This is a genomic window from Synechococcus sp. H55.7, from assembly GCF_047462395.1.
GTDB lineage: Bacteria > Cyanobacteriota > Cyanobacteriia > Thermostichales > Thermostichaceae > Thermostichus.
On record NZ_JANSJD010000012.1, the window covers coordinates 54,727 to 79,386 of the forward strand.

Sequence of the window (24,660 nt, forward strand, 5' to 3'; positions counted from 1 at the left end):
TGCCGACAAAATCTCTTCTCAATCTTTTCTCACTTTTGCATCTCAAGCTACTTTTACATAGAGTTACAGGAACGGAGTTGAGAATATGCGGGATGCCGTAACCACACTGATCAAAACCTACGACCTGGCGGGCCGCTACTTGGACCGGAATGCGATGGATGCGCTCAAAGCTTTTTACGATTCAGGGCTGCGGCGCATCAAGGCAGTGCAGGTGATTAATCTCAACTCGGTGGACATTGTCAAGACGGCTGCCGCAGCTATGTTTGCCCAGGTGCCGGATCTGATCCGTCCGGGCGGCAACGCCTACACCACCCGCCGCTACGCCACCTGTTTGCGGGATATGGACTACTTCCTGCGCTACGCTTCTTATGCGCTGGTGGCTGCCGACAACAGCGTCTTGGATGAGCGAGTCTTGGCCGGCTTGCGGGAAACTTACAACTCCCTCGGCGTGCCCATCGCCCCGACGGTGATTGGGATCCAAAACATGAAAACCCGCACCCTGGAGCTGCTCGGCTCCGGCGAAGACTACAGCTTTGTGGCCGAGCCTTTCGATTACATGAGCAGCAAACTAAGCGAAACCGATATCTAGCCTACTCGTCGGCGTAGGGATTGGCCGGCACCGGTATTGGCTCCACCTGCTCGGCGACGATCACCAACTGAGATTGGCCATCCCGCCGCTCTACGGCCATGCGTCCCTCCAGACGCAGCCAACTATCGGCAGTTAACTGTTCTGCCTCTGGCCAGCGCACCGGCAAGCCCACAGGGTAGGCATCGGCAGCACAGCAACTGACCAAAAAGCGAGCGATAACAAAGTGGTCGGGCCGCGGGTCGGGAACGACAAACCCCTGTACCCGCACCGGCTGCCCTGTGTAGGTGTAGGGATCCGGGTAGACATCCAAGGTGCGTACCCAATCCAGCAGAGTGCGCTGACGCGGGTCGAGCTTGGGACGAAAAGCCTGCGGCTGGCTACGAGATACCCCCAGGTAGGGAGATACCCCTCGGTTGAGGGCAGTTTGGCTGGAGAGCGGTCGCGGCTCGACCCAAAACCCCAGCAGTGCCGTCAGGATCAGCAGTCCTGCGCCCAGCTGCGGTCCCAACAGCGAGGCGTGGGCTTCAGAAGAGGCGACTTTCGCTCCTTGCCAACGGCCAATCCCCAAGCCCAGCAGGCATAGCCCGGCCAACAAAGCCACATTCACGTAGCCGGGATTGATCAACATCAGCAGGGTACCCCGCCAGCGGTAAACGATCAGCAGGATCCCGAGCAACATCAACCCGGACGCCTCCCAGTAGGCTATATGGCCCCACGCCAACAGTTTCCTGGGCCAAGACATAATCTTGGTTTTGATACGCACTCCCTGTGGGTTTTGTTTTTCCCGAATAGGACTAGAACTGCTTTTGGGCATGGTTACACCTTTTTCACACTACTCCGAGCCCAAGTTTAGCAATCCTCGCGCAATTTTCCACTACCTGTGTGGCGAGAATGGGCAAGGTCTTTACTGCGATTTCGCGGTCACAGGTATTGAGGTTAACCCAAATAGAGCTCAGCAAAAAACTTCGTTTAGCCCACGTTCCTGATCGGCAACTTTACAAAAAGCACCGTGATTACCCTGTCTATTGCTGGACGGTTTGCCTGTGGTGGATCGTAAGCCCTAGCAAGCTACAGCTTTTTCCAGCGTTATCTAATAAGCCAATGTAGATCTATCTCTTGTGTCGTGAAGATCCGGATTGGCTACAGAACTTCCGTGAAGTCAGAAAAAACTGTACGGCTGTGGGGAGTATGTCAAAGCTGTCGGGATCCCATCGTCAATTCAACAAATTCAGTCACAAATAACCTCATATTGATGAGAGTATTGATGAGAGGCTTTAGCGTGTAGGCATGGTTGCAAGCGGATGCCTGAAACTGGGGAGTTGCCCTCATTTGCTCTACAGTGAGATAGACACAACCGAGATAGCACAACCAAATGTTGCCGAGGGTACCCATCTGGCTGCGGGGAGTGAGCTATGCCATCTATGGCTTTCTCTACCTGCCGATTGTGCTGATTGCCGTCTATTCTTTTAACCGCGCCCGCTTTGGCCTGGCGTGGACGGGTTTTACCTTCGATTGGTACTTGGCTCTCTTTCGCAATGCCGCGATCTGGCAGGCCACGCAAAATACCCTTGTCTTGGCTGGAGTCAGCACTCTGGTGAGCACGGTGCTGGGATCCCTCTTGGGCTATGGCCTCTACCGCTACCGTTTCCCCGGCCAAAAGATTGTGCAGGGGTTGCTGCTGTTGCCGGTCACTGTCCCGGATATTGTGATGGCGATTACGCTGCTGCTGTTTTACCAGTTTGTGCGCGCCTACACCGGCTGGTTTGAGCTGGGCTTGGGAACGATGATCCTGGCCCACATCACCTTTCAGATTGCCTTTGTGGCCATCGTGGTGCGCAGCCGCCTGCAGCTTTTGGATCCCGCTTTGGAGGAAGCCGCCTACGACCTTTACGCCAACACCTGGCAGAAGCTGCGCTATGTAACCTTGCCCCTGGCCAGGCCGGGGATCCTGGCCGCGGCGCTGCTGGCCTTTACCCTCTCCATCGATGACTTTGTCATCTCCTTTTTCACCAGCGGGCCGGAAAGCCAGACCCTGCCCATCCTCATCTACAGCACGGCGAGGCGGGGGGTGACGCCGGAGATCAACGCCCTCTCCACCGTGATCATCCTGGCTACCTTGGTCGCGGTGATGGGGTTTCCCCTGCTCAGCCGCTCCCGCTAGCCCCCCTCTCCCTCAGGGAGAGGGGCTGGGGGTGAGGGTGGATCCCTCAGGGAGAGGGGCTGGGGGTGAGGGTGGATCCCTCAGGGAGAGAGGCCGTGGGTGAGGATCTCAGGGAGAGGGGCTGGGGGTGAGGGATCAAGTATTGAAATAGCGGGCCGCCGGGTGGTAGGCGACGATGGCAGTGGTGGACTGTTCCGGATCCAACTGGTCGCTGTCGTCCATGGTCAGGCCGATGCGCTCGGCCCGGAGCAGCTCCAACAAAACCCGCTGATCGGCGATGTTGGGGCAAGCAGGATAGCCGAAGCTGTAGCGGGAGCCGCGGTAGCCCTGGTGCAGGATCTGGCGGATGTCAGGGCTGTCCTCGCCGCCAAAGCCCAGCTCCCGTCGGATGCGGGCGTGGCACCACTCTGCTAAGGCTTCTGCCAGGGTGACGGCCAGGCCGTGGAAGTAGAGGTAGTCGGTGTACTGGCCTTCGGCAAACAGGCGCTGGGCGTAGGCCGTGGCCTCTGGCCCCACTGTAACTGCCTGCATGGGGAAAACGTCCACCAGGCCGGTGGAGCGATCGGCGAAGAAGTCGGCAATGCAGAGGCGCTGGCCGGTTTTTTGGCGGGGGAAGGTGAAGCGGGCCAGCTCCCGCACCTGGGGAGAAAGCTGGGGGCGCTCGACGGTGGGCAGTTGGAAGTAGGTGGTGGAGCCGGGCTCCAGGGCAAACAGCTCGGGGAAGCTGGCCGGGTCGAAGAGGATTAACGTATTCCCTTGCGCCTGCGCCGGGAAGTAGCCATAGACCACTTGGGGGCGCAGCAGGTCTTCGGCCAGGATCCGCTCCTTCCAACGCTCGATCACCGGCTCCACCTGGGTGGCGAGAAACTGGGCAAACTCCTCCGCCGACTGGTCGCGCGGCTTGCGGATCTGCCACTGGCCGGCCACCAGGGCCTGCTTGTCGATATAGAAGAAGACTTCCGGCCAGGGGATCTGATCTGAGGCGAGAACTTTGGATCCCCAGAAGGGGGGGATGGGTCGCTCGGTATCCAGGTCAACGGCCTCGGAACGACGGGTGTCTGCCCCGCCGTCGCCAGCCGAGACCGCAAGGGCAGGAGCAGCGCCCACGGTCACCTCTGGAGCCGGCAAGGTGGGATCCGCTGGATCCGCAGCAGCCTCCTTCTGGCCGTTGACTCGCTGCTCCAAGTCATCCAGAAAACCCAGCCGGTCATCCCAGCGCCCGGCAGCCTTGGCCTGCATCAGCCGATCCATAAAGTGCAGGTCGGTAAAAGCGTCGCGGCCATAGATGACTTGGCCCTTGTAGGTCTGGCGGCAGTCTTCTTCCACAAAGCGGCGGGTAAGGGCCGCCCCCCCTAGGATTACGGGCACGGCGATGCCCCGCTCGTTAAACACCTCCAGATTTTCTTTCATAAAAGCAGTGGATTTCACCAACAGGCCGCTCATGGCAATGCAGTCGGGTTTGTACTTTTCATAAGCCTCGATGATGTTTTCCACCGGCTGCTTGATGCCCAAATTGATGACCTTGTAGCCGTTGTTGGTGAGGATGATGTCCACCAGGTTTTTGCCGATGTCGTGGACATCCCCCTTGACGGTGGCGATCAAGAAGGTGCCCTTGCACACCCCCCCGCCCACCTTTTCCATGAAGGGCTCTAGGTATTTCACCGCCGCCTTCATGGTTTCTGCCGACTGCAGCACAAAAGGCAGTTGCATTTTGCCGGCGCCAAAAAGCTCCCCCACCTCCTTCATGCCGTCCAGCAAAAAGGTATTGATGATCTCCAGGGGGGAGTATTTCTGCAGCGCCTCCACCAGGGTCTCCTCCAGGCCGATGCGCTCCCCGTCGATGATGTGCCGCCGCAGCCGCTCCTCCAGCGGCAGCTTGGCCAGGGATCCCGCCGCCCGCAGCTCCTGGCTGGAAACCCCTGCAAACAGCTCCGTCAGCCGCGCCAGGGGATCGTAGGTGCAGATGCCCTCAGCGTTAAACTGCCGCCGATCCCAGATCAGATCCCGGCACACCTGCTGCTGCTCCTCCGGGATCTTGCTTAGGGGCAGGATTTTGGCGGCGCTGACGATGGCGGCATCCAGCCCGGCCTGGCGGCACTCGTGCAAAAACACCGAGTTCAAGACCACGCGGGCTGCCGGCGAAAGTCCAAAGGAGATGTTGGAGATGCCCAAGAGGATGTGGGTATCGGGGAAAGCCTGGCGGATGCGGCGGATCCCTTCCAGGGTGGCCGCTCCGTTGGCGCGGTCTTCCTCAATGCCGGTGGAGATGGGCAAAGCCAAGGGGTCAAAGAAAATCTCGTAGGGCGGGATCCCGTACTCAACTGCCTGGCGATAGGCCCGCTCGGCAATCTGGAACTTCTTCTCGGCGGTGCGGGCCATGCCCTCCTCGTCGATGGTGCCGATGACCACCCCCGCGCCGTAGGTCTTGGCCAGCTCCAGCACCTTGAGGAAGCGCTCTTCCCCATCCTCGTAATTGGTGGAGTTGAGCAGGCACTTGCCCCCGGCCACCTTGAGGCCAGCCTCCATCTTCTGCCAGTCGGTGGAATCCAGCATCAGGGGAAGCGGGATCTGGGTCACCAGCCGCGAGACCAGCTCCCGCATATCCCGCACCCCATCCCGGCCCACGTAGTCCACGTTCACGTCGAGGATGTGGGATCCCTCCCGCACCTGCTCCCGCGCCAGGGCCACCAGGCCGTCCCAATCTTCAGCGTTGAGCAGCTCCCGCATCTTCTTGGAGCCGCTGGCATTGAGCCGCTCGCCGATGATTAAAAACGAGTTGTCCTGGAGGTAGGGCTGGGGCGAGTAGATCGAGGCGGCAGCCTGGATGCGCTCGACGGCGCGGCGTTTGGGCCGCAACCCCTGGACGGCTGCCACCAAGGCGGCGATGTGCTCCGGGCGGGTGCCGCAGCAGCCCCCCACCACCGCCACCCCCAGATCCCGCACAAAGTGTTCCAGGTGGAAGCGCAACTGCTCCGGCGTCAGCTTGTAGTGGGCCTTGCCGCCGATGTTTTCCGGCAGACCGGCGTTGGGGATGCAGGAGATGGGGAAGGGGGAATGGCGGGAGAGGTAGCGGATGTGCTCGGCCATCTTGTCCGGCCCGGTGGCGCAGTTGAGGCCCAGCACATCGATGGGGTAGGGCTCCAGGACGGCCAGCGCCGCCCCGATCTCCGTGCCCACCAGCATCGTCCCCTGCACCTCAAAGGTCAGGGACACCACCACCGGCAGGCGGATCCCCCGCCGGGCCAACTCCTGCTGCACGGCCACCAAGGCCGCCTTGGTCTGCAGAATGTCCTGACAGGTCTCGATAATGAGGAGATCCGCCCCGCCGTCGAGGAGCCCCCGCACCTGCTCCTCATAGGCAGCCCGCATCTGGTCAAAGCCGATGTGCCCCAGGGTGGGCAGCTTGGTGGTGGGGCCGATGGAGCCGGCCACAAAACGAGGCTTTTCCGGCGTTGAGAACTCGGCTGCCACCCGCTTGGCCAGCCGCGCCGCCGCCACGTTTAGCTCGTAGGCTTTTTCCGGGATCCCGTACTCGGCCAAGACAATCGAGGTGGCGCCAAAGGTATTGGTCTCGATGACGTCGGCCCCCACCTCCAGAAAACCCCGGTGAACCTGCGCCACCGCCTCCGGCTTGCTCAGCACCAGGATCTCGTTGCAGCCTTCCAGCTCCGGCCCACCAAAATCGGCTGCCGTCAGGTTCTGGGCTTGCAGAGAGGATCCCATTGCCCCGTCGAAGACGATCACACGTTCCTGGAGATGCTGTAGGAAGGGATGGGTCATAGGCGGTGCGGCGCAGGCAGGGATCAAGTTGGATCTAAAGAAAGTCTGATTTAAGGTAGCATTGAGCCTTTCGCTTGGACTAGACCGAGGCCAGGGATCCGACTTTGGTTATTGAGGTGGATTTAACATTTTCTTTGCCTGCCCCGTTGCTGTTTCCCCAAGGTCGGGCTAATTTAGGGAAGACGTTTTGGTGAGAACGGCTACAGTTGCCTGCAAGTGCTCCCTTTGAGGCCATTTGCTGCCTGCTGTAGAGGGATCTTCTTCTCCTAGGTTGGAGTGGTTGAGGTGCTGAATGTCCTGTCCCCCTGGTGAAGTGCCTCGCCTGCCGTCGCAAGATTGGCGAAGAAAAAGATCCGCCTTTCGCAACTGCGAGAGGCTCCGTCCATCAAGATGAGTCTTGCGCCAGTTCAGTTAAGCCCCATGAGCGATATCTGCTTCCAGATTGACCGGAGCAATCGCCTATTAGAAGCGGGCAAGCCAGGTTTTGGTTTGCCGGTCTAACTCTCTCACTCTGGCGCTGTGGGAGGCGGCAGAGCTGCAACTGGCTCTCCTCCTTTTGGCGTCTAGCCTCCTCTAGTCACCTTCTGTTGTCTGTGATCAGGATCACGAGGAACTCAGCATGGCTCAAGCAAAGGAATTGGTGCAGTCTGGTCAAACAGCGCTTCTCGAACCGGATCTGGAAAATCCATCTTCCAGCGCTCTGGAGTTGGAGAGTGGGACGGACACGCTCGAGAGCGAACTGGATACCGGTGACACTGATGCTTTTGATGAGGATGAGGACGAAGAAGAGGTAGCAGACGAGGATGGCGAGACTGTCGCCGTCGGTGCCAAGGGTCGTTCGAAGCGCAAAGCGGCCAGTAAGAAAAAGCCCTACACTGATGACTCCATCCGGGTCTATTTACAGGAAATCGGGCGCATCCGGCTGCTGCGGGCCGATGAGGAAATCGAGCTGGCCCGCAAAATTGCCGATCTGCTGGAGCTAGAGCGCGCTCGCGAGGCCGTTTTTCAGCGCATGGGCCTCTGGTCGGATCCAGAGGAGGTGCCCGACACCCTCTGGGCAGAGGAAGTCAAAATGTCCCTGCCGGAATTTCGGCGGCGGTTGCATCGGGGGCGGCGGGCCAAAGAAAAGATGGTGCAATCCAACCTGCGCTTGGTGGTGTCCATCGCCAAAAAATACATGAACCGGGGCTTGTCGTTTCAGGATCTTATCCAAGAGGGATCCCTGGGCCTGATCCGGGCAGCGGAAAAGTTTGACCACGAGAAGGGCTACAAGTTTTCCACCTATGCCACCTGGTGGATCCGCCAGGCCATCACCCGCGCCATTGCCGACCAATCCCGCACCATTCGCCTGCCCGTCCACCTCTACGAGACGATCTCCCGCATCAAAAAGGTGACCAAGTTGCTTTCTCAGGAGCTGGGCCGCAAGCCCACCGAAGAGGAGATCGCCACCCGCATGGAGATCACCATCGAAAAGTTGCGCTTTATCGCCAAGTCGGCCCAGCTCCCCATTTCTTTAGAAACGCCCATCGGCAAGGAAGAGGATTCGCGCCTGGGCGACTTTATCGAGTCCGACGGGGAGACGCCGGAGGATCGGGTGGCCAAAGTCTTGCTCAGAGAAGATCTGGAGAGCGTTTTGGAAACCCTCACCCCCCGCGAACGGGATGTGCTGAAGCTGCGCTACGGCCTGGATGACGGCCGCATGAAAACCTTGGAAGAAATCGGCCAGATCTTTAATGTAACCCGCGAGCGGATCCGGCAGATCGAGGCTAAGGCTCTGCGCAAGCTGCGCCACCCCAATCGCAACAGTGTGTTGAAAGAGTACATCCGCTAGGATCCGGTCTTAGGATGGACTCAGTTGCCGCTGCCAACCGACGTATGGAGCCTCTTCAGCATGAACCCCCATGAGACGCCGGATCCCAACTCCTCTGCAAAGGCCGACGGGGAGGGCAGGGATCTGCCTCCGGCCAGGCTGGAGTACCACGTGGAGGAGTTTAAGATCAGCGGGGACGAGCTGTTGGCCAAGATCCGCGAGCTGATCGAAGAGGCCAATGTTCGCCGCATCTTGATCAAAAATGCCGAAGGGCAGACGTTGATCGAGATCCCTCTGGGCGTAGGAGTGGCCGCAGGGGTGTTGGGGGCGGCTCTGTTTCCGGTGTTGGCGGCTGTGGGAGCGATCGGAGCTCTGGTGGCCAAGCTGACCATTGTTGTGGAGCGAACCATTCGCGATGATTCCTAGCCCGCCAAGCTTGTTCCAGCGGCTGATGCCCGCCTCAAGGCCGAGCCCGTGAGGCGTTTGTGGGCAGCTTTGACTTTCTACACCGCCTTGCCTTTGGGGCGGGCGGGTGGGCTATCGTTTGAGGGCATCGCCGCCTGGCTGCCGGTGGTAGGCCTGCTGCTGGGCGGGATCCTCTCCCTGGCGGCGCTTCTGCTGCAGATGTTCCCAAATGCGGTGCGAGCGGCTTTGCTGGTGGCTCTGTGGGCTCTGTTGACCGGTGGGCTGCACCTAGACGGGGTGGCCGATACGGCTGATGGCCTGGCGATCAACGTCCACAAACATCCTCAGGCAGGGGATCCGCAACCGTCGGCCCGGCACCTGGAGGGATCCCGCCGCCTGCAGGTGATGAGCGACAGCCACACCGGGGCCTATGGGGTGCTGGCCTTGCTGCTGCTGCTGCTGCTGAAATTTGCCGCTCTGAGCAGCCTTCAGGTCTGGCCTCTCTTGCTGCTGGTGCCGGCTTGGGGGCGTTGGGGCCAGTTGCTCGCCATCGCCCTTTACCCCTATCTGCGCCGGCAGGGATCCGCCCGCTTCCTCAAAGACTCCACTGCTCTGCCGGGATCCCTGTGGCCGGGCACGCTGCTGTTGCTGGCCATCACTGGGGGGTTGGGCTGGGCCGGGCTCCTGGCTTGGCAGCCTTTGCTGCTTTGGACGCTGGGATCTGCCCTGGGAGCCCTGGCCGTGGGCTATTGGATCTACCGCCAGTTGGGAGGGCACACGGGGGACACCTACGGAGCTACGGTGGAATGGTCAGAAGCGATAGCCTTGTTGTGGGGATCCCTGCTCGAGCCATCATGAACCTTCTGGCCGCCCTGAAAACCTCCTTCCAGATCACCCTCGCTCCCCTATCCATCGACCGTGTCCACCAAGAGGCATCCCATCCGGGCAATGGGGCAGTGGTGGTGATGAGCGGCTCTGTTCGCGATAACAACCTCAAGCACAACGCCCCCATCTGGGAAAAAGAACACTGGAGGGATGGCAGCAGCGCCTGGGTGAGCATGGGCGCTTGCCAACTCTCTGCGAGAGGATGTTAAGCCCCTCTACAGCAGGCCCACGTGCTCGGCCAAGCCCAACTGCTGACGGGCCGTTTGGCAGTCTTGCTGAATTTGCTGCACCAAATCCGCCACTGCCGGAAACCTCCGCTCTGGGCGAATAAAGCCCTGCAGCGCCACTTGCACCTCTTGCCCGTAGAGATCCCCTGTCCAATCCAGCAGATGTACCTCGACAGTGTGCTGTAGCCCGGCAAACGTGGGGCGGTGACCGATGTTCATCACCCCAGGCAGGGCTGCCGCCGCCGCAGGCACATCCACCCAAACGCTGTACACCCCATCGCGGGGCAAAAACTTCTCCGGGGGCAGGCGCAGATTGGCAGTGGGAAAGCCCAGTTGTCGGCCCCGCTGATCCCCTCGCACCACCTCTCCCATCAGCCGATAGGGGCGACCCAAGAGCGCTGCGGCGGTGGACACCTCCCCGGTCGCCAAGGCAGCGCGAATGCGGGAGCTGCTCACCCGTTCCCCGTTCAGTTGTGCCTCTGGGATCACCTCCACCGGAATGCAGCGCTCGGATCCCCAGGCTTGGAGGGTTTGGGCGTTGCCGGCACGACGGTGGCCAAAGCAGAAATCCCAGCCGACGCTGAGATGGCGAGCGCGCAAGCCCTGTTCCAGTACTGTTTGGATAAACTCTTGGGGCGGCTGGCGGGCAAATGCAGGGGTGAAGGGGAGCAACACCACCTGCTCAAAACCCATCTGCGCCAACAGAGCCAGCTTTTCGGCAGGGGGAGTGAGCAACAGTTGCCGGCGCCCTGTCAGCACTTCTTGGGGATGGGGATGAAAGGTGAGGACGGTGCGCACCCCCTGGAGAGAGTCTCGAATCGGCTGCAGCACCTTCTGATGGCCCAGATGCAGGCCATCGAAGTTGCCGATGGCCACAGCGGTGGGTCGCAAGGTTTGAGCCAAATCAGAAGTTACATGCACAGTTTGGGATCCCGAACAACAGCCAACCCCCTCTACTCCAATGGCCAAAGCAGGGCCACCAGCCCGCTTAAGCCCACCACACCCCACAGGCTGCGTCGCAGGCGCTGCAACACAGGGTCGATCTGATAGCTGACGATCAGCCGATGCTGAGCCAGTTCCTCTTCCGATTTGGCATACATCGCCCCATCGTACCAGCCACTTTCTTCATAGGGGATCCGGGCCTGCAGCAAGCGCCGCCGCACATAGGCCCATCCCAAATAAAGATGGAGCAACACCAGGCCGAGCAAAGCATTGGCCCCCAGCACAGACCCAGAGACGAAGTGGCCCCAGTCCCCGGCAAAGCTGCTCCAAGCCAGCGGGGAAACCGCCAGCACGACCGCTCCCCAAACAGCGCCGATTCGCCGGAGATAAGGAATCCACCCCAAAGCGGGCCAGGAGAAAGGAAAAGACTCCCTTAGCTCGGCATACTGCCGCAGCGGCTGTTGCTCAGCAGGAATGGGATGGGCAGGATCCAGCATACACCTTAATGTATCTACACAAAATGATATCGGTCGGGTCAGCTCCCCGCCAAGCCCATTCTCAGAGCCCGCCCCGATAACCGAAGGCGAGCGGGGTATCGTATTGAGTAGTGTGGTCGCGTCTACAATCCCTCTTGCCATGAGCTTCACGAGCGAATCTGCCGCCGCACCCTATGTCGTCCTGAGAGAGCCGGACGGCAGCCAGAGGAAGTACATTCTCTCCGGAGCGACCGCTTGGACGCTGGGCCGCGATGAAGACAACGCCATCGTCCTAACCGATCCCAGCGTTTCGCGCCAACATGCCCTGCTGCAATACCTCGACCACAACAGCGTCTATCTCATCGATCTGGGCAGTCGCAACGGCTCCTTCGTCAACAATCGCCGCGTCAGCATTCCCACCCTGCTGCAAGATGGAGATCACCTCACCCTTGGACAATCCCAGCTCGAGTTTCACAGCGGATCCCTGGCCAGCTCAGAACCCAGTTCTGCGGCCAAACCGTCGGACACTCTGGTTCTGCAAACCCGCTGGCTGATCTCGGTGGCTGTGGTGGATGTGCGCGGTTACGGACAACTGACCCAACAACTGGACGAGCGCCTGCTGTCGCAGGTGATGGGCGATTGGTTCCGGCGGGGCGGAGATATCATTCAGCAGTACGGCGGCACGGTCGATAAATACATTGGCGATGCGATCATGGCCGTTTGGTTCCACGCGCCCCAAGCCAACCCAGCTCCCCTGGAAGCCGCAGCGCCGGGAATGGATCTCGACGTCAAGTCGGTTTTGCAGGCCATGACGAAGCTGTTTCAAATGACCGAGCACCTGAACGGCGAGTTTCCCCTGCCTTCTCCCATCCGGCTGGGGGCAGGTGTCAACACCGGCTCGGCGATCGTGCGCCAGGTGGGCAACAACACTCGCCAGGAGTACACGGCCTTGGGAGATACAGTGAATTTGGCCTTTCGCATCGAGAGTGCCACCCGCACCCTCAACACCGACTTGGCCATCAGCCACGACACCTATATCTGCTTGGCCAAACAACTGGGGCAGGCAGCAACCTGCTTCTCGCAGCAGGCCGTAGAGCTGAAGGGGTATGCCCACCCTCATCAGGTGTACTACTGCGATGTGGGGTCTTTGCAAGCCGTTCTCGGCACCTAGACCCCGCCTCCCGATACCCGTGGGATCCCGCCGTTCCTCCAGAACCTTCTGCTGCTCCTTTACAGGTGGTCACTTTTCGGTCACCTTGGAGTTTCGCCGTCCGGTGAACGGGATCCCGCGCTTGGGTCGCCAAAGCCAGATGTGGTGTAGGTTCCCCGATATCGGCGGAAGATTGTCTCTGCCGGCGGTAACTTGCTCAGGGGGAAAGGCGGCGCAGAAGCTGGGGATCCACCTCGCCCACATAGGTATTCAACCCGATAGCCGTGGCGATCAAAGCCCCATCCACCTCCACCCGCCGGTATTGGGCGATGGCCTCTGCCAGGGGCACATCCACCACCCGCCGGTTTTGCCAGGCCACCATGCGGTCGTACTTGCCCTGGGCGATCAGGTCCACAGCCGCCACCCCAAAGGCTGCTCCCAGCAGGCGATCCAGCGGCGAAGGGGTGCCTCCCCGCTGCAGATGGCCCAAAACCATCACCCGCGTCTCGATGCCGGTGCGCAGGGCGATCTCGTTGCCAATATAATGGCCAATGCCACCGTAGAGAGACTGCCCCAGGCTGTTGGTGTAGGTTATGGGCTCGCCTGACTCGGTGGGAACGGCCTCCGCCACCACCACAATGCTGAAATTGTTGCCCCGCTCTTTGCGGTCGAGGATCCTTTTGCAGACATTCTCCAGCTTGTAGGGGATCTCCGGGATCAAGATCACATGCGCCCCCCCGGCAATGCCGGCGCTGATGGCAATGTGACCGGCATCCCGCCCCATCACCTCCATGACCATAACCCGGCTGTGGCTGATGGCCGTGTAGGTGAGCTGATCCAGGGCCTCCACAGCCACGCTCAGAGCCGTATTGAACCCCACCGAATACTCGGTGGCGCCAACATCGTTGTCGATGGTCTTAGGGATCCCGACGAAGTTCCAATCCCCCTGCAGAGCCAATTGCCGGAGAATGGCCAGGCTGCCATCCCCGCCCACCCCGATCAAAGCATCCAAGCCCAGCCGGTGGTAGCCGGTGATCACCTCTGCCGAGCGATCCACCAAGCTGCCATCGGGCATGGGATAGGCGAAGGGGTTGCCCCTGTTCACCGTACCCAGGATGGTGCCGCCGTAGCGCAAAATGCCGGAAACCCGCTTGACATCCAGCAGCTCCGCCTCCACCGGTCGGGCCATCAGTCCTGCCGTCGCATCTTTGATGCCGTAAACATCCATGTCGTAGTCGCGGGCCCGCCGCACCACCGCTCGAATCACAGCGTTGAGACCGCCGCAATCGCCGCCGCTGGTGAGGATCCCGATTCGCTTACGTTTGGGCATAGGTCTCTGGCTGAAAAAGGGCGAACATCCTAAACATCGATTGCAGAGAAAAAGGAGAGGTTGAGGGATCCCTACAACCCAGCAAGATCAGGTTAGCCTGCCTTGCCGGCGCAGTTTGTCTTGGGCGATAAGCCCAGACGTTAAGTATCCTTCACAAAAACAATTAAGAAACATTGCCGCACAAACCCGCAATTTGGGCAAGCTGCGATATCTCCGAGGATAGATCTTTCCGAAAAAACTTGGGGCAACGATCGACTCAAAAAATGAAATCATTTGTTAAGCAGGGATGATCAAAACCCACTCAACCCGATGATAAAGATGAGCATAGAGATAGGGTCTCAAGTCTCGTTTGGGAGAAGTATTATGACTCAAACCATTGCTCAGTGTGCTCTGCAAGGGGCCGCGGAGTTGCTCAGCCGCTACCAGCGGGGAGAGCGCCATTTTCCCCAATCCTGCTTAGAGTACGCTTTTTTGAGGGGGGCAGATCTGCGGCACGCCGATCTCCAGGGATCCGATTTGCATGGGGCCAACCTGCGCTATGCCAACCTGCGCGGCAGCAATCTGGCCAATGCCGATCTGCGCTGTGCCGATCTGCGCTATGCCGACCTGGAGGGAGCCCGTTTGGAAGGAGCCAACTTGAGTGGCTCCCAGTACAACCACAGCACCTGCTTTCCGGCAGGGTTTGACCCGGCGGCGGCAGGGATGCAACTGCTTGAATTTTAGTTGGCAATTCGGCTGCCCAAGCCTCAGGGCAGGGGAAAGCGCTCCCGCAGATCTTGAACCACCGGCGCCGGCACGAGATGGTCGATGGGGCCGCCCAGCTTGGCGACCTCCTTGACCAGGCTGCTGCTGACGAAGCTGTGTTCGCTGGCGGTGGCGAGGAAGAGGGTTTCCAGTTCGGGGGCCAGCAGCTTGTTGGTGTGGGCCATTTGCAGCTCCACATCGAAGTCCGACAGGACGCGCAAGCCACGCACAACGACTTTTGCCCCCCGTTGACGGGCATAGGCCACCGTCAAGCCGGAAAAGGTATCGACCTCAACGTTTTTCAGATGGGCAGTGGAAAGGCTAATCTGGGCCTGCCGCTGCTCGGGGCTGAAGAGGGGGGTTTTGTTGGGGTTTTTTAAGACGGCGACGATCACCTTGGAAAAAAGACGGCTGGCCCGCTCGATGATATCGAGATGCCCAAGGGTAATGGGATCGAAGCTACCGGGATAGAGAGCGATCATGGCCAAGCTGGAGTCGTGCTATTCTTCACCCTACCTGGTCGCGGGCCCAAGCCAAATAGGTGGCGCTCACTTGGCTGGCTGGGATAGCCAGAATCTCCGGCTCTTCATAGGGATGTAGCTCCCGCAGCCGTTGTTCGAGCCGAGGATAGGCGGTCGCGGGCAATTTGAACAGGAGGAGGAACTCAGCATCGGTCTGCAGGGATCCCTGCCAGCGATAGTAGGACGTAATTCCGGGCAAGATCTGGGCACAGGCCACGTGACGTTCGGCCACCAAGGTGTGGGCCAAGCGGTGGGCTTCGGCCTCGGATCCCACCGTGGTCATCACAACCAAGAGGCTATTGGGTGCATCTGTGTTGTCCATTCAGGTGCTCCTAGAGCAGGGATGTGCCTTTGGCAAAATAGGGCCGCTTCTGGTGCCAGCGCCAGGCTGTTTGAATGATCTCGGCCAAGTCGCTGTAGAGAGGTTTCCAGTTGAGATCCCGCAGGATGGCACCGGCATCGCCCACCAGGCAGGGGGGATCCCCCGGTCGGCGTGCTCCCATTTGCACCGGGATCTGTTGTCCGGTCACGGCTTCGGCGGCGGCGATGACCTCCCTGACGGAAAAGCCTTGGCCATTGCCCAGGTTATAGGCTGCTTGCACGGGCCGGCCAGAGGCCAGCGCCTCTGCTGCCAACACGTGGGCTTGAGCCAGGTCGGCGACATGGATGTAGTCTCGAATACAGGTGCCATCAGGGGTCTCGTAGTCATCTCCGAAAACGGTGATGTGGGGACGTTGGCCGGCGGCGGCATCCAGCACCAAAGGGATCAGGTGGGTTTCCGGGTCATGGGCTTCACCGATTTCGCCGTCGGGATCGGCGCCGGCGGCGTTAAAGTAGCGCAGGCTGATGGACTGGATCCCGTGGGCAGCCCGAAAATCCCGCAAGATCTGCTCCACCATCAGCTTGCTCTGGCCGTAGGGGTTGATGGGACATTGCGGATGACTTTCAGGGATGGGGAGCCGCTCTGGCACCCCGTAAGTGGCGCAGGTGCTGGAGAACACAATGTACGGGATCCCGTGATCTCGCATGGCCTCCAACAAACTCAGGGATCCGGCCACATTGTTGCGGTAGTACTTGCCGGGATCCTTGACCGACTCACCCACATAGGCATAGGCGGCAAAGTGGATCACCCCTTCCGGTCGATAGCGTCGGATCACCTGATCCAGTCGCTCGCGGTCGGCAATGTCGCCGATTTCCAACGGCCCCCAGCGAACCGCCCAGGGGTGCCCGTAAATCAAGTTGTCGTAAGCAATGGGGAGATGGCCAGCAGCCGCCAGAGCTTTGCAGGTGTGGCTGCCGATGTATCCTGCCCCGCCCGTAACCAAAAGCCGCATAGGCAGACGTCAGAGCAAAAGGTTGTTAAAGGTTGCCGAGGGGATCCCTATCAAGCGCCAAAAGCCTCCTTAGCGGCGTACATCACCTCCACGCTGATCTCAGCCAAGCCCCGCTCGCGGGCAAATTTTTCGGTGTTGCGCTTCACCTTGCCCCGCACAAAGCCGGGCACCTTGTTCAGCTCCGCCTGGGCCTCCCGCGTCCAGATGAGATCGGAATCGGCGCTCAGGCTCTTGTGGATCACTTCTTTGGTGTCGTGGCCGCCGAAGACCTCCAGCAGATGATCCTCCATGCCCAGCGTAAAGGAGTTGTAGATTAAGTCCACAACTTGGTTGGCGCCCTCGTAGCCCAAAAAGGGCTTGTAGCCGATGGGAAAATCCTGCACGTGGATGGGCGCGGAGATCACCCCACAGGGGATCCGCAGCCGTTTGCCCACATGCCGCTCCATCTGGGTGCCGAAGATAGCAGCAGGCTCCGCCTGGGCAATGGCATCGGCCACACGGGTGTGATCCTCCGTCAGCAGAACCTGATCGCAATACCCGCCCACCTCCGCCTGAAACCACTCGCCATCGTAGGTGCAATAGCTGCCCGCCCAGACCACGTGGATCCCCATCTCGCGGGCCAGGATCTTGGTGATCGCTGCCGCATGGGTGCAATCCCCAAAAACCACCGCCTTTTTGCCGGTCAGGTTTTGGCAATCGATGGAGCGGGAGAACCAGGCCGCCTGGGAAACATGTAGGGTCTGCTCCTGGATGTAGGGCTCGTAGTCCACCGGGATCCCTTGCTCGTTGAGAACCTGCTGGATTTGGCGGATGAAGCGGGCTGTTTCCACCACTCCCATGGGGGTGATCTCCACGTAGGGCGTGCCAAACTGCTCCTGCAAGTAGCGAGCTGTCATCGGCCCCAGTTCGCGGTAGGGCACCACGTTGAACCAGGCCCGCCCCAGATGCTTGAGATCGTGGACGCTGGCCCCCTGCGGGATCACCAAGTTAAGGTCGATACCCAGATCCCGCAGCAGCTTTTTCAACTCCCGCAGATCGTGGGCGTGGTGAAAGCCCAGGCTGGAGATGCCGAGGATGTTGCAGGAAGGACGTTCTGTCTTCTGGGCTAAGCCGTCCAATTCGCCGCTTTTGCGGGCTTTGTTGATGTAGAACTCCACAATCTGCTGCAGGGTGCGATCGGCGGCCTGCAACTCGTTGACCCGGTAGTGGTTGACATCGGCCAGCAGCACGTCGCAGCGGCTGGCCAACTGCGCCTGCCGCACAAAGTGATGCAGATCCTCCTGCAAAATGCTGGAGGTGCAGGTGGGGGTGACGACAATCAAATCCGGCTGCTCCTCGCCATCTTTACGGACGATGTTGCGAATCACCTTCTCGTCCGATCCCCGCGCCAACACCTGCCGGTCAACGACGCTGGTGGTTACCGGGGTAAAGTCCCGCTCCCGCTCCAACATGGAACGCATCACGTTGAAATAGTCGTCCCCCAGGGGAGCATGCATGATGCTGTGGACATTTTTGAAGGAACTGGCCACCCGCAGCGTGCCGATGTGGGCGGGGCCAGCATACATCCAATAGGCCAATTTCATAAGCAGCCTCTGAAGAAAGACCGAGGTAACAAAAAGGAGATCCCCATCCCCTGCCCGCTTCTCACTCGCTGGGAACCTCTCCTGGAATTGTAGAGTGCCCAGCAGCCGGGATCCCTTGCTCGTTATCTCCTGTAACTCTCGACAACAACATCTTGAGAAAATATTGATCATAAAGAAAAACAATGCTTCAAGGTAACTTTTGGTGCGGGGATCCCTCTACCATAGGCCCAAGCTCTGTTCCATCCTGGAAATAGGGACAACAGCCTTGAGCTGGATCCCCAAGCCCTGGCAGCTCGCCAGCCAAGGCGGTCAATTCTGTAGTTTTTGTTGCAGGTTAACTTTTGAATACAAAATGTGTACCTCTACAAACTTGAGCAGAGATTTTGTGTTACCCAGGCAAGTTTCTGGCCGCGGAAGGCAGACTGAGTCTGGAGAGAAACGCCTTCCTGTTTCCCTAGATACAAACCCGGGCAGGAGAGCATGACTGCTGCAGAGAGCGAACACCCTTGAGGTGTTGAGGTGAAAGCTTATGGGCTCTACCACGATTTCTTGGCAACGTGCGCGCAAAGCTTCAGAGGAGCAAACGGATTCCATGACTTCCACGTACTTCAAGCCTGCGGCTCACCTGCACGACTGGCTGCAGGCGCCCTTGCAACCAATTCGAGCGGCAATTGACAGCATTGAAGTTGGGGATCCCCGGCTGGCCCACTTTTTGTGTCGGTGGATCCCGGCTCGCTGTCCTTTCGAGCGAGATGTGGTGTTGCTTGGCCACAAAATAATGCACATTCCACCGATGTGCAAGCTCAACCCCTTCTACGATCAGGTGGTAGGGCTGCGCTTCCGGGCTTTGTCGTTCTTGGCAGAACAGGGAGAAGACATCAGCCGCTATCTCTAGATTGGCTCTTGGTTTAGATGATACTTCACAGATATTCACGGGACATAGATTGCTTCTTTTTCTATCAATGGATGGAGTTCGGGGCGCAGAGCCTTGTCGGTGACAAGGTCTAAGGAGCATCCAAGTTTATCTTCCAAGTAGAAGAGCAGACTCAAGTAATGCTTGGAGTCGGCTTTACCCATAAAATAAATTCAACTAGGATATCGATGTCGCTGCCGGCTTGATCCTCGCCACTAGCGGTTGAGCCAAACAGGGCCAGTCGCCGCACGCCAAACTGCTCTTGAATCTCGGCAAATTGCTCGCCGAGCAATTGTAATACTTGTTGTTTCCTCATGGTTGGGCAGATTGGATCACTCACTTGTCAACTCTCTAAGGGGGAACGCAGGTTGGCCGCTTGTTTCGATCTTCCAGGCTCACACAGGTAGGTGTTTATTCTAGCTATCTTTAGGAGTCACGGAGTCCGGTTCAAGGGATCCCTGGCCGTCCAAAAGCCGTTGAAAAACTATGGCCACTTCAACCTAGGTTAAGACAGTCTCCAAGCGGTTCTCGCCACTACCCAAGCACTCGGCGCCGCTGCCCTCACCCCCGGCTCCTCTCCCACCCTCACCCCCGGCCCCTCTCCCAAAGGGAGAGGGGAGTTGGGGAGAGCGCTCTGCGCGCATTCGCGACAGTGTTGCGTAGCAATAACGATGTAACATAACAAACCGTAGTCTGGCTGGGGCGGATCCCGTCAAAAGCGAGTCTCGAACTCGATGGCAATGGCGTTGTTGCCCTCGAGGTCGGTGGTGGCGCGGGTGAGGGTTTGTTCGTTGAGGCGGTAGCGGGCGCTGTAGCGGGTGGGCTGAAAGGGATCCGTCAGGTTGCGCTGCACCGAGAGGGAAGTGGCGGGCCCCAGATCGCGGGCCACTTCCAGGGCCAGGCCCACCGAGGAACGTCTGGGGGCACGGGTATCGACCTGGGGGACGGGGCTGAGGCGAACCTCATCCAAGCCGAGGGTGTCCCGCAGCGTCTCCACCACATCGTTGAGTAGGGCTGTTCCCGCCAGTCCGGCCACCCCGGCTTCTGGATTCAGTTGGGCCAAAGCTGTTCCCCCCAACAGGGCGACAATCTCTTCTGGGGAGCGGCTGGGACTGCTAGAAAGCGTCAAAACCCCGTTGCGGGGATCCGCAGCCGCAAGCTGGCTGGCCCGTCCGTTGACAGTGGCCAAGATCTCGATGCTCTGCTGGGATCCCGGTAGGGTGCGGTTGGTCTCAAAAGGAGAGAGCTCCTGGGGAAAGCGATACACCTCGAAGGCTTGGGTCACCAGGCGCAGGTTTAAAAAAGGATCGAAGGGGTTGTCTAGGTCAAAGGTGGCGGTGTTGGGGCGGGAGCGATCCAGGCGAAAGTTGGCAATGGGCAGGCTGACGCGGCCTCGCTCCAGGGCAATGGTGCCCGCCGGACGTAGATCTTGGGGAGTGCCAAACAGGCGCAAGCTGCCGCTGGCGTTGAACTCAAATAGGTTGGGGCGCTGCACGCGGATCCCAGGCCCCAAGACCAGCTCCAACCCGTTCAGCCGCGGCTGCCAGAAGGGATCCGCTTGAGTCGAGTCTGCGGGAGCTGCCGCCGCTTCCCCTTTTTCAGGACGGGGGCTGACATCTACGATCCCTTGGGAAACCTCTAGGCGCCCCTCGAGCAAAGGCCGCAGCAGCAGGCCGCCCACCGTCACCTCTCCTTCCAGGCGGCCTGTGTAGAGGTTGGGCAGGTTGAGCTGGATCCCTTGCAGTTGCAGCGTTAAGGGTGGCGAGGTCTCGTCCCTCTGCAGGGCGCCGCGGGAGTTGACGGGCAAAAAGCCGTTGGCCAACAGGGATCCGCCCCCCAACTGGCCCCGCAGCTCCCGCACCTCCAATTGGTTGAGGTTAAAGACAATTTGGCCGGTCAGGTCGGTGATGGGCTCCGGCAGGGCGGCCAGTTTGAGGATCCCGGAGCCGAGGCTGAGGTTCCCCTGCAGGCTGGGCTCTCGCAAGGTGCCGCGGATAGCCAGCTCCAGTTGGCTTTGGCCGCCCTCCCAGCGCACCTGGTCGGTGAAGAGGTTGACCAAGCGCAGGCCGCCATTCTCGGCTTGCAGGCTGAGGTCGATCTGATCCGAGGCGGCCCGCACCTTCGCAAAGGGCAGGGTGTAGGGCACCAGGCCAGAGAGGCGGATCGGCTCGTCGCCGTTGGCCAGCAGGGCGCCTTCCAAGCGCAGTTGTCCCTGGTGGTAGTCAAATTGTCCCCCCACCTCCTGCAGCGGCACCTGGTTGATCTGGGCGTTCATCACCGTCAGGGAACCGCGGGCAAGGGGATCCCGCAGGTTGCCTGCCAGCTCCACATCCAGGTTGAGATCCCCTTGGAGTTCCAGCCCATCCGGCAGGAAGCGATCCAGCAAAGCCAGAGGAAACCCTTGAATTTGCAGGGATCCCGACTGTTCCTCCAGGCCCAACTTGCCGGTGAAAAGGGCTTGGCGTTCCCCACTGCGCAACAGCAGCGGCTGCAACACCACCGCCCCCTCGACCAGGCTGCCGCTGGCGGTGAGGCTTTCAACACCAAACTCCTCCGCTTGCCAATTCTGGCCCTCCAGGTGAAAGCTGACGCTGGGCCGGTTGAGGTTGCCGACGAGGCTGACGCTAGCCTGAAATTCCCCCCGCAAGCTGGTGGGCGGCGGGATGCGGGGATCCATTCGGCTGGCCAGGGCCTCCAGGTGGGCAGCCAGGATCTGGGCGTAGTATTCTAGCTGCTCCCAGAGGGGATGGTTGGGCAGACCAACCGGATCCGTCCGCAGCACCGCGGCAGGGCCCAAAGGTGGCAGCCGAAAACCGCGGCTGGTGATATCGCTCCACTTCCGCCACTTGAAAGTAGAAATGATATCTTCCAGGCGACCCCGGCGGGTGCTGATCTGCAGGTCGATTTGGGGAACGGGAGCCGCCGAGGTGGGATCCAGAGAGGTCGCCGGCAGCTCCAAAGTACCGCTGGCGGTGTAGAGGCTCTGGAACAGCTCCAGTTGGGCTTGGGCAAGGGTCAGACGAGCGGGGCGAGAGTCGTCTCCAGGGTGGTAAGCGAAATCCACTGCAAGGCCCTGCGCCTCGAGATTGCCCAGTCGCAGCCCCTCGACCGCAGCTTGACCTTGAGCAGCGCCACTGGCCAGGTCAAGCGCCACCTCCCCATCGAGGGTTCCCTGCAAGCCGGCCCATGCCCCAGCAGCCACCCCCCCCAGCCAAGCTAGCGGCAAGCGGTTCGCCACCACCTGCAGCTCATCTTGCTGTCGTTGGCCGCGCACTTCCGCCTCGCCCCGCCGCAGCTCGAACTGCAAGGGCCGAAACTGGGGATCCAACTGCAGCGCCAGCCGCTCCCGTGCCCCCGCTAGCTCCACCGTCGTCCCCTGGCTAGACCAGCTAAAGGGCCCAGCCAAGTCGGCAAAGGCTACCTCCCCCACCTGCAAGCCGCGCAACTGGGCCTCCCCCGTCACCTGTAACTCCTCCAGGGAGCCGCGGAGCTGCCCGGATCCCTGCAGCACTCCTGCCACCCTCGGCGGCAGGCCGGGTACTTCTGCCAGGGGGATCCCGTCGGCGGCAAAGTTCAGATCCAGGGATCCCACCTGCAGCGTCTGCGGGTCGACGGGGATCCGTCCCTCTAGCCTGGCCAAGCGGGTGGTGCCGGCCAAGATCTCTGCCTGCTGGATACGCAGGTCAGATCCTTCCCAAGCTAGCTGGCCGCGGATGCCGTCAACCCATGGCCATCCCCTCTCTCCCAAAGGCTGGGACAGGGCTAGCGACCCTTGCGCTCGCAACGCCGCCAGGAAACCCACCTCCGCCGCCTCCGCCGTGTTCATCTGCGCCATCAGCTCCCCGGAGAGGGATCCCGGCCACTGGGGGTTAAAAAAGGCCAGCGGCAGATCCTGGGGAGCCAGCCGCGCCTGGAGTTGCCCTGCCGCCCACCTTCCCGCCACCTGGGCCCGGCCCCCGCCCAGCTCCAACACGGCCTGCGGCACCTCCACCGCCCAGCCCCCCGCCTCGGGCAAGATCTGAAGCTGTCCTCTGCCGGCAATCTCTCCCCCTTGGGTTTCCCAGGTGGCCTCCACCTGGGGCCGGGATCCCGTCAGCGCCACCTGTACCTGAGCACTTACCGGCCCCGCCCAGGGCAGCTCGCCCCGCCGCGGCAGGTTGAGGTCGTAGAGGGCCAGCACCTGCTCCACGTCGGCCCCGCTGACCTGCAAATTGAACTGGCCCGCCAAGCCGGCAGCCCATTGCAGTTGTCCGGATCCCTGGATGCGTCCGCCGGCGGCCTTCAGGTCAATTTCCTCAAAGGCCAAGGTCTGGTCGGCCCAGCGGAAGCCAAAAGCATATTCCGGCACCGCCAGGCGATCCACCTGCCCCGGCGAGATCCCTTGCAACTGCCCTTGGATCTGCGGCCCCTTGAGCGGCCCAGTAACCGCCAGGGATCCCGCCACCACCCCTGCCGCCGCCACCGGCAGCTCAAAGTTGAAAGTCTCCTGGATTTGCTGCCAACTGGCTGGAGCCATGACAGCTTGCAGATTGAACCCCTCGTTGTCGCCGAAGGCAATGGAGCCGTTGAGATCCCCGAAAGAGAGCTGGCCAAAGCGACCGCTCACCCCCTGCAGATCCAGCTCCTCTAGGGTAAAGCGAACAGAGCCCTTCACCTCTTCAAAAGGATGCGGCAACCTCTCCAACCCCAGCCGCGCCTGCTGAACCTGGGCTTGCCCCGTCAACTCCCAAGGGCGTTCTCCGCCCCAGAGGACTTGCAGATCCAGACTGGTCTCCCCTTCCACCTCGGTCAAGGGCGCCGCCGGCAAGACGCTGGGCAGCAGCTCTAAAGGCAGACGCTGGGCGGCCAGCGTCACCGCGCCAGAAGCCTGGGCGAAATCCGCCACCCCCCTAAGCTGCAAGGGATACCCTCCTTCCCTCTGCAGAGGACGCAGCCGCGCCGAGAGCTGGAAACTGGCCCGATTCCCTCCCCCCGGCGGAGCACTCAGCCACACCTGCACCTGGCCCTGCAGATGGTCAAACTGGCGCCGCTCCCCCACCAAAGGGATGGCCGTCAGGGATCCCTCCTGCAAACGGACGTTCAGCCCCTGCAAGGGCAGGGATCCCTCCCCTTCTGGAAGTTGAAACTGCACATCTGCCCAGCCGCGATCCAGCGTTTCCATCAGCAGCAACTGGGGCCGGTTCAGGGTAATGTTGAGCACCCACTCGCCTGTTTGTAGCCAGGTCCAAAAGTCGGGGCTGAGGTCGATAGAGCCGATGCTGGCCAAATGTTCGATGTGGCTTTCTCCCAGCCTCACCTGCCAAGGGGCCACAAACCTTACCTCCCCCAATTCCACCCGCCGGCGCATCGCCTGCGAGAGGGTTTCTTCTACCTGGGGCAGCACCTGATTTTGAAGATACGCCCCGATTCCCCAGGCGGCGCCCAAGGCAGCAGCCGTCAAGCCCAAACCCAGCCCCGCCCCCACCCCAATCCAGGTCTTGGAGGAGAGGGGAAATCGTTGCTCTTTCTCGCGCTGATCTTCGCCCAACACCCACCCTCAGGGATCCGAACCACCCCAGTTGAGAAGCCCTGTTTGGCCCGCAGGCCGGCCTCCTCTGAAATAGGGGAAGCTGCCCCCATCCTACCCAAGGACTCCCGGCCTGCCACGAGGGGACAGAGAGAAGGGATCCCTGCCCCCAGCCGCAATCCCCTGCCCGCGGAAAAATACCGTCTCGCCCGCAGGGATGCTAAGCTATCTCCACGCCCGAGATCGGGCCTCCATCTTCTGTCGAGATAGACAAAAGGAGAAAAGCCATTCCGGAACCTCTGTC

Annotated in this window: 20 protein-coding genes; 9 read left to right on the forward strand and 11 right to left on the reverse strand. The window is 60.6% G+C overall.

What is annotated here, in order from left to right:
* Window positions 1–85: 85 nt before the first annotated feature.
* Window positions 86–589, forward strand: coding sequence for an allophycocyanin subunit beta (gene apcB, locus NW851_RS07710; RefSeq protein ID WP_414332752.1), 504 nt, complete (start codon window positions 86–88; stop codon window positions 587–589).
* 1 nt (window position 590) lies between these two features.
* Here apcB and NW851_RS07715 read toward each other — a convergent pair whose 3' ends face one another.
* Entirely contained in the window at window positions 591–1,268 is a 678-nt protein-coding gene (locus NW851_RS07715) for a TIGR03943 family putative permease subunit (RefSeq protein WP_414332754.1), read from the reverse strand.
* Window positions 1,269–1,961: 693 nt separating this feature from the next.
* Here NW851_RS07715 and NW851_RS07720 point away from each other — a divergent pair.
* Window positions 1,962–2,750, forward strand: a complete 789-nt coding sequence (locus NW851_RS07720; protein ID WP_414337568.1) for an ABC transporter permease — start codon at window positions 1,962–1,964, stop codon at window positions 2,748–2,750.
* A 135-nt stretch (window positions 2,751–2,885) separates the two neighbouring features.
* On the opposite strand, the gene metH is transcribed toward NW851_RS07720, so the two are convergent.
* The gene (metH, locus tag NW851_RS07725; protein WP_414337571.1) at window positions 2,886–6,530 is read right to left on the reverse strand and encodes a methionine synthase; all 3,645 of its coding nucleotides are present in this window, start codon (window positions 6,528–6,530) and stop codon (window positions 2,886–2,888) included.
* A 619-nt stretch (window positions 6,531–7,149) separates the two neighbouring features.
* Here metH and rpoD point away from each other — a divergent pair.
* Genes rpoD through NW851_RS07745 form a run of 4 tightly spaced genes read left to right on the forward strand, consistent with a single transcriptional unit; the run spans window position 7,150 to window position 9,839 of the window.
* Window positions 7,150–8,361 carry an RNA polymerase sigma factor RpoD gene (rpoD, locus tag NW851_RS07730; RefSeq protein WP_414332759.1) on the forward strand — a complete coding sequence of 404 codons (1,212 nt, stop codon included), beginning with the start codon at window positions 7,150–7,152 and terminating at the stop codon, window positions 8,359–8,361.
* A 60-nt stretch (window positions 8,362–8,421) separates the two neighbouring features.
* A complete protein-coding gene (locus NW851_RS07735; RefSeq protein WP_414332761.1) occupies window positions 8,422–8,766 on the forward strand; it encodes a DUF4342 domain-containing protein in 345 nt (114 codons plus the stop codon).
* A 48-nt stretch (window positions 8,767–8,814) separates the two neighbouring features.
* Window positions 8,815–9,603, forward strand: coding sequence for an adenosylcobinamide-GDP ribazoletransferase (gene cobS, locus NW851_RS07740; protein WP_414332763.1), 789 nt, complete (start codon window positions 8,815–8,817; stop codon window positions 9,601–9,603).
* Complete coding sequence (locus NW851_RS07745) at window positions 9,600–9,839, forward strand: hypothetical protein (protein ID WP_414332764.1); 240 nt, start codon at window positions 9,600–9,602, stop codon at window positions 9,837–9,839. The genes cobS and NW851_RS07745 overlap by 4 nt, the downstream gene beginning before the upstream one ends.
* 6 nt (window positions 9,840–9,845) lie before the next feature.
* Here NW851_RS07745 and NW851_RS07750 read toward each other — a convergent pair whose 3' ends face one another.
* Window positions 9,846–10,778: a bifunctional riboflavin kinase/FAD synthetase gene (locus NW851_RS07750; RefSeq protein ID WP_414332766.1), complete on the reverse strand. Its 933-nt coding sequence runs from the start codon at window positions 10,776–10,778 to the stop codon at window positions 9,846–9,848.
* 32 nt (window positions 10,779–10,810) lie between these two features.
* Window positions 10,811–11,296 carry a CGLD27 family protein gene (locus NW851_RS07755; RefSeq protein ID WP_414337576.1) on the reverse strand — a complete coding sequence of 162 codons (486 nt, stop codon included), beginning with the start codon at window positions 11,294–11,296 and terminating at the stop codon, window positions 10,811–10,813.
* Window positions 11,297–11,435: 139 nt separating this feature from the next.
* Between NW851_RS07755 and NW851_RS07760 the strand changes: the two genes are divergently transcribed.
* Window positions 11,436–12,446: an FHA domain-containing protein gene (locus NW851_RS07760; protein ID WP_414337578.1), complete on the forward strand. Its 1,011-nt coding sequence runs from the start codon at window positions 11,436–11,438 to the stop codon at window positions 12,444–12,446.
* Window positions 12,447–12,642: 196 nt separating this feature from the next.
* Here NW851_RS07760 and NW851_RS07765 read toward each other — a convergent pair whose 3' ends face one another.
* On the reverse strand, window positions 12,643–13,755 hold the full coding sequence (locus NW851_RS07765; RefSeq protein ID WP_414332772.1) for an ATP-dependent 6-phosphofructokinase: 1,113 nt from the start codon (window positions 13,753–13,755) through the stop codon (window positions 12,643–12,645).
* A gap of 363 nt (window positions 13,756–14,118) precedes the next feature.
* On the opposite strand from NW851_RS07765, the gene NW851_RS07770 reads away from it, so the two are divergent.
* A complete protein-coding gene (locus NW851_RS07770; RefSeq protein WP_414332774.1) occupies window positions 14,119–14,478 on the forward strand; it encodes a pentapeptide repeat-containing protein in 360 nt (119 codons plus the stop codon).
* Window positions 14,479–14,501: 23 nt separating this feature from the next.
* Here NW851_RS07770 and coaD read toward each other — a convergent pair whose 3' ends face one another.
* The 4 genes from coaD to bchB are packed head-to-tail and all read right to left on the reverse strand — an operon-like array spanning window position 14,502 to window position 17,937.
* Entirely contained in the window at window positions 14,502–14,981 is a 480-nt protein-coding gene (gene coaD / locus NW851_RS07775; protein ID WP_414332776.1) for a pantetheine-phosphate adenylyltransferase, read from the reverse strand.
* A 25-nt stretch (window positions 14,982–15,006) separates the two neighbouring features.
* Window positions 15,007–15,342 (reverse strand): divalent-cation tolerance protein CutA, encoded by a 336-nt coding sequence (gene cutA / locus NW851_RS07780; RefSeq protein ID WP_414332778.1) that lies wholly within the window; start codon window positions 15,340–15,342, stop codon window positions 15,007–15,009.
* 10 nt (window positions 15,343–15,352) lie between these two features.
* Window positions 15,353–16,354: a UDP-glucose 4-epimerase GalE gene (gene galE, locus NW851_RS07785; protein WP_414337582.1), complete on the reverse strand. Its 1,002-nt coding sequence runs from the start codon at window positions 16,352–16,354 to the stop codon at window positions 15,353–15,355.
* Window positions 16,355–16,404: 50 nt separating this feature from the next.
* Window positions 16,405–17,937 (reverse strand): ferredoxin:protochlorophyllide reductase (ATP-dependent) subunit B, encoded by a 1,533-nt coding sequence (bchB, locus tag NW851_RS07790; protein WP_414337585.1) that lies wholly within the window; start codon window positions 17,935–17,937, stop codon window positions 16,405–16,407.
* 592 nt (window positions 17,938–18,529) lie between these two features.
* Between bchB and NW851_RS07795 the strand changes: the two genes are divergently transcribed.
* Window positions 18,530–18,832: a Mo-dependent nitrogenase C-terminal domain-containing protein gene (locus NW851_RS07795; protein ID WP_414337588.1), complete on the forward strand. Its 303-nt coding sequence runs from the start codon at window positions 18,530–18,532 to the stop codon at window positions 18,830–18,832.
* Window positions 18,833–18,983: 151 nt separating this feature from the next.
* Here NW851_RS07795 and NW851_RS07800 read toward each other — a convergent pair whose 3' ends face one another.
* Entirely contained in the window at window positions 18,984–19,166 is a 183-nt protein-coding gene (locus tag NW851_RS07800) for a nucleotidyltransferase family protein (protein WP_414337590.1), read from the reverse strand.
* A gap of 396 nt (window positions 19,167–19,562) precedes the next feature.
* On the reverse strand, window positions 19,563–24,377 hold the full coding sequence (locus NW851_RS07805; RefSeq protein WP_414337592.1) for a translocation/assembly module TamB domain-containing protein: 4,815 nt from the start codon (window positions 24,375–24,377) through the stop codon (window positions 19,563–19,565).
* Between the last annotated feature and the right edge of the window lie 283 nt (window positions 24,378–24,660).